The 4,877-nt window shown below is 65.2% G+C and carries 4 protein-coding genes and 1 pseudogene; 1 reads left to right on the top strand and 4 read right to left on the bottom strand.

Annotation, left to right across the window (positions count from 1 at the left end; all coding sequences use genetic code 11):
• A pseudogene (locus EN969_RS36040) lies at positions 1 to 147 on the top strand (GNAT family N-acetyltransferase); the annotation flags it as partial.
• A 76-nt stretch (positions 148 to 223) separates the two neighbouring features.
• Here EN969_RS36040 and EN969_RS16985 read toward each other — a convergent pair.
• The 4 genes from EN969_RS16985 to EN969_RS16970 all read right to left on the bottom strand — a co-directional run.
• On the bottom strand, positions 224 to 1,390 hold the full coding sequence (locus EN969_RS16985; RefSeq protein ID WP_063169568.1) for an FAD-binding oxidoreductase: 1,167 nt from the start codon (positions 1,388 to 1,390) through the stop codon (positions 224 to 226).
• A 29-nt stretch (positions 1,391 to 1,419) separates the two neighbouring features.
• A complete protein-coding gene (locus EN969_RS16980) occupies positions 1,420 to 3,021 on the bottom strand; it encodes an ATP-binding protein (protein ID WP_127419258.1) in 1,602 nt (533 codons plus the stop codon).
• Positions 3,012 to 3,704, bottom strand: coding sequence for a response regulator transcription factor (locus EN969_RS16975; RefSeq protein ID WP_063169570.1), 693 nt, complete (start codon positions 3,702 to 3,704; stop codon positions 3,012 to 3,014). Before EN969_RS16975 ends, EN969_RS16980 begins: the two co-directional genes overlap by 10 nt.
• A gap of 3 nt (positions 3,705 to 3,707) precedes the next feature.
• On the bottom strand, positions 3,708 to 4,877 hold a 1,170-nt coding region (locus tag EN969_RS16970), incomplete at its 5' end, for a DUF4173 domain-containing protein (protein WP_127419257.1).

The raw sequence follows: 4,877 nt of genomic DNA, 5'->3' as shown, positions 1-4,877 counted from the left end.
GGCAAGGGCCTGATGGACGAGGCGCGCCGGCAGCTTGGACCATCGGTCGCCATCAGCCTGATCTCCATGCCCGATGCCGTCGGCTTCTACGAACGTATCGGCATGAAGCGCATGGCCGACGCCTTCTGGTTCGACCGCAAGGGCTGAGGCTCGCTCGAAATACTCTTCCGCAACCGTGGCGATCCTTCGCGCCAGCGTCAAAAAGGACCTTCCCTTCGCCCGCTCAAATCACATTCAATTCCCGGAACGCCCTTCCCTCCGCCACCCGCTCATACCCGAACGCCGAGCAATCCACCGTGCGATAACCGCCATGCACGATCAGCTCGGCCAGCGCTTTGCCCACTGCTGGCGCCTGCTGCAGGCCGTGGCCGGAAAAGCCGTTGGCGAATAGGAAATTGCCGACGTCGGGATGCGGACCGATCACCGCGTTCTGGTCGAGCGTGTTGTAGTCGTAGTGGCCGGCCCAGGCACGGGTCGGCTTGATCGCCTCGAAGGCGGGAATACGGGTCGCCAGCACCGGCCAGATCACCTCTTCGAACAGTGGCCAGTTTACCTCGAAGTCGCCGGGATCGGGTGCGCAGTCGCCTTCCTCCGGTTCGGCGCCGCCGGTGAGGTAGACCGAGCCTTCCGGACGGACATAGATGCCGGAGGGATCGACCAGCAGCGGCATGTCGGCATATTTCTCGCGCGCCTCGAAGACGAAGACATTGCGCTTGCGCGGCTCGACCGGCAGCTCGAGCCCGGCCATGGCAGCCACCTTGCCGGCGTTAGGGCCGGCGGCGTTGACGACGATGCCAGCCTCCAGCGTCTCGCCATTGCCCAGGCTCACTCCCGTGACGCGGTTGCCATCGCGCGCGATGCCGGTGACATCTGCGGCGATGAAATCGACTTTCTTCTGCCGCAGCGCCTTGCGGAACAGCGTCAGCATCGCATGCGCGTCGAACCAGCCTTCGCCGGTGCGGCCATAGGCGCCGGCTGAAATGCCCTCGGTCGACAGCCATGGGAACCGGCGCACCAGCTGATCCGCGTCCTCCAGCACAATGTCGGCGCCCTCGGCCATCTGCGCCTGGTGATTGCTCCTCAGGATCGGCAAGCCGTCCTCGCCGGCAAGGATGAGGTAGCCGCCCTCGCGAAAGCCGATATCGGCGTCATCCCCGAACTCTTCCTTCAGCCGCCGGAACAGCTTCAGCGTGAACTGCGACAGGCGGATGTTTTCCGGGATCGAGAATTGCTGGCGGATCGAGGCCATGGACAGCGTCGTTGCCGCATGCGCGAATTGCGGATCACGCTCGACCAGCGCGATCGTGCCGGAAAACCCTTGCTCACGCAGGTAATAGGCGACCGAGGAGCCGACGATGGCTCCGCCGATGATGACGATGTCGTAGCGCATGTTCTCTCCGATCCGGCCGATAGTGTCCTTCACGCCACCGGCAGAATGACCTCGAAGCGCGTGCCGCGCTCGCTGTCAACCAGCGCGATCATACCATCATGCGCTTTCAGGAGGGCCAGCACGATGCCAAGCCCCATGCCGGTGCCGCCCTGTTCGCGCCGCGTGGTGAAGAACGGCTCGAAAATGCGCGCCCGGTTGCTCGGCGAAATGCCGGCACCGTCGTCGCTGACCAGGATGCTCGCCTTGCCGCCGGCGCTCGTAGCGGAGACAGAAACCTGCGTCGCGCCATGCCTGGCCGAATTGTCGATGAGATTGGCCAGCACGATAGCCGCGTTCTCGGCCGATATGCGCAATCTGATGTCGCCGCCGGCCCCGATGCTAACCGTGAGCCTGCTATCGACGGGCAGCAGCGACAGTGCCGCACCGAGCGATGTGCTTTCGCCGCTCGGCGCCAGGTTTTCGGCGCGCGCCAGGTCGAGCAGGCGCCGCACCAGCAGATTGAGCCGCCCCGCATCGGTGACGATATTGTTGGAGAAACGCCGCCGCTCCGCATCGTCCATCGCGCCACCGGAATCGCGCAGCAATTCGGCCGCGCCCTGGATCGCCGTCAGCGGCGATTTGAGCTCATGCGAGACATGTGTGGCGAAAGTCTGGACCGAGTCCGACCGTGCCTGAAGCTTCTCGGCCATGTCGAGGAAGGCTGCGGACAGCTCCGCCATCTCTCGCGTGCCGTGGTGGTCGAGCGGCCGGATCGCCGTGCGGTCGCCGGCGGCGATGCGCTCGGTGCGGTCGATCAGCGCATAGATCGGCCGGCTGACGGTGCGCAGGAAGATGAGACCGATGAGCAGCGTGCCGCCGAGAATGGCGATCGCCGCCAACGTCACCTTGCCGCGTTCGCCATAGAGATGCTTGATGATGTTGTTGGGCGTCCGCGACACATAGACGACGCCGGCGACCTGGCCGTCGACAGCGACCGGCAGGGCGACGAAGACACGCACCTTGGTGCCGCGGCTGACCGAATAGAGCGGTGGCGTCGGCTGGTCGGGAATGCGCAGCCTGAGCGCGCTGGCATAGTGGCCGGCAAGTGCTGTGCGCACCTCTTCGACCGCACTGAGCGACTGGCCGACCTCGCCGCGCCCGGCAATGACGACGCCCCGGGGGTCGAGCAGCCGGAAGCCGGCCAACGTGGTTTTCTGGGTGGCGTCGAGGATGCCGGACAGGCGCGCGCCGATCACCGCGAAGGCGGGATCGACGATCGCCGGCATCGCCGCCGGCCGGGTCGGCAGGACATAATCCGAGGCAAGATCGAGCTGCGGTTCGATTGGCCTGTAGAGCGGGTCCGGATTGACGCTGCGGCTTGAATCCCCACTTGGCTCCGGCATCGGCGCACCGAGCTTTTCCGGTGGGATGCCGGCGTCACGTACATCCCGCGCATAGATGGCGGCGATGGCAGCGCCTTGCGCGATCAGCTCCGCCTCGGTCTGGCGGATCAGCTGGTTCTCGTAGAGGCGGAAGAAGAACAGGCCGACCAGTGGCAAGGCCATCACCATGATCAGGATGGCGACGACGACCGTGGCAAGCCGTGGCCGCCATTTGCGGCCGATCCATTTGCTGGAGGCCGTCAGCCGCATCGGCCAAGCCGGAAGCCGACGCCATGCACCGTCTCGATGACATTTGGGCAACCCACGGCTGCCAGTTTGGCGCGGATGTTGCGGATGTGGCTGTCGACGGTGCGGCCGGCGACGTGGATGTTTGCGGCATAGGCGCTGGCCGTCACCGCGTCGCGGTCGAGCACATGCGCCGGCCGCGCCAGGAACCCCTTCAGGATCGAGAACTCTATTCCTGTCAACGATAACGGCTTGCCGTCGAAGCTGGCGGTATGGCTGGCCGGCGCCAGAGCCAGTTTGCCATGCGAAAACTGCCTGTCGTCGGCCGGTTCGGGCACCGCCGGGCGGGCGCGCCGCAGGATGACGTTGACGCGGGCAACCAGCTCGCGCGGGCTGAATGGTTTCGTCACATAGTCGTCGCCGCCCATTTCGAGCCCGAGGATGCGGTCGATCTCCTCGTCGCGCGCAGAGAGGAACAGCACCGGCACATCGGATATGTGCCGCAGCCGCCGGCAGACCTCCAGCCCGTCCATTTCCGGCATGCCGATATCGAGCACGACGAGGTCCGGTGCCCGGCGGCCGATTGCCTGCAAGGCGGCGGCACCGTCGGCCACCCCTGTCGTTTTCATGCCGGCCTTCTCCAAGGCAAAGCAGATCACCTCGCGGATGTGCGGGTCATCGTCGGCGACGAGGATGTGATGCGGCATGGATCAGCGGCCCGGCATGGAAGGTTCGATAGCGGAGGGAATCACGAACGGCTCCTTGGTGTCGAGATATCGAAGCAGCCGCCAGTCGCGAAAGCTCCAGGCCCGCCAGTTCTGCTGGATAGTTCGATACCAGATTTCGTCGCTGCCGCGCACGCCGGCCAGTTCGCGGACAGTGCCGGCGGCCGCCGTCTTGCCCTGGTGCTCGAGGAAGCGATCAAGCGCGGGAAACGCGCCCGGACCGAGCGAGTGAAGATACCAGGCGTCTAGGGGAATGCCCTGGCCGGTCATTTCGAGGGAATGGTCGACATTGTAATTGGCGATCGTTGCTGCGAAATTGATGAAACAGCCGGCATAAAGCGTCAGGGATAACGTCAGAAGATTGGCGGACAGCAGCCATTCGTTGGATTTTCTAAGCGCGATGCGGGCAATGATCAGGGCAAGGCCTGCTGCCACCAGCCCCATCCAGACAAAGGCGGCGACGCGCCAGTAGGTCAATGCATAGATGCCGACATAGAGGTCGAGCCGCAGGATCGACGAGATGACCAGCATGATGTTCTGCGCCACCCAGACATAGACCAGCCGGCGGATCAGCGGATCGGCCGAGGTTTCGCTGCCGGGTCGCAGCGCTGCCAGCACGAAGCCGGCGGCAAGCAGTGCCGTGACGATCAAGGGATAGGCGCCACGATGCGCGTAGGAGGCGTAGCTCAGCCCATCGGGAAGCGCTGCCCCGCCCCACAGATAGGCGGCGTCGAGCGCCGTCTGCAGCGCAAACAGGATGTTGAAGACGATCAGGGCGCGCAGGATGGCGGCCTTGCCGAACAGGATGTCTTCGATGGTGGTGGCGGTTTTGCCGGCTTGAGCGCTGACCGCCGGCAACGCGCGCGGGATGCGGCGAACCAGGCGCGGCATGCGCGGTCGCAGAAAAGCCCAGACAGCGGCGAGCACGAACAGCCAGAAGGCAATCCGCGCCAGCTGGATAAGATCGAGCAGCCTCACGAGATCGATCAGCGACAGCCAATAGTCGATGACCGGATTGGCGGCACCGAACAGCGCCAGGAAGACCGCGCCCAGCGTCAGCGGCATCACCCAGACGGCGATCGCCGCCAGCCGGATGCGGCGCCCACCGAACCGCCGCGCCGTCCTCCGCCAGCGGATGAAATCAATGACGAAGCG

It is taken from the genome of Mesorhizobium sp. M7A.F.Ca.CA.003.01.2.1 (genome assembly GCF_003998945.1).
Taxonomy (GTDB): Bacteria; Pseudomonadota; Alphaproteobacteria; order Rhizobiales; family Rhizobiaceae; genus Mesorhizobium; species Mesorhizobium ciceri.
The sequence above is the reverse complement of the archived record's forward strand: the minus strand, read 5'-3'. Positions and strand labels throughout refer to the sequence as shown.